General features: G+C 34.5%; 1 protein-coding gene. It reads left to right on the top strand.

Translation table 11 applies throughout. From position 1 onward, the window contains the following. Positions 1 to 255: 2Fe-2S iron-sulfur cluster-binding protein (locus LB452_RS13500; RefSeq protein ID WP_224462257.1), on the top strand; the 255-nt coding region annotated here is incomplete at both ends.

Genomic DNA, 255 nt, shown 5'->3' with positions numbered 1-255 from the left:
CAGTTAAGATTAATGTAAATGGTGAAGAAGATTTAGAAGTTGGATCAGGTTCAACCTTATTAAATACATTAAGTGATAACAAATTATTCTTGCCTTCAGCTTGTGGAGGTGGTGGAACTTGTATTCATTGTAAATGTATCGTAACAGAAGGTGGTGGCTCAATTTTACCTACTGAAGAACCTCACTTTTCAAGAAAAGAAATTGCTGAAGGATGGAGATTAGGATGTCAGGTTAAGGTAAAACAAGACATGAAAA

This window comes from Psychroflexus longus, from assembly GCF_020164595.1.
In the GTDB taxonomy this organism is placed as follows: Bacteria; Bacteroidota; Bacteroidia; order Flavobacteriales; family Flavobacteriaceae; genus Psychroflexus; species Psychroflexus longus.
This window is presented reverse-complemented; position numbering and strand designations above follow the sequence as displayed.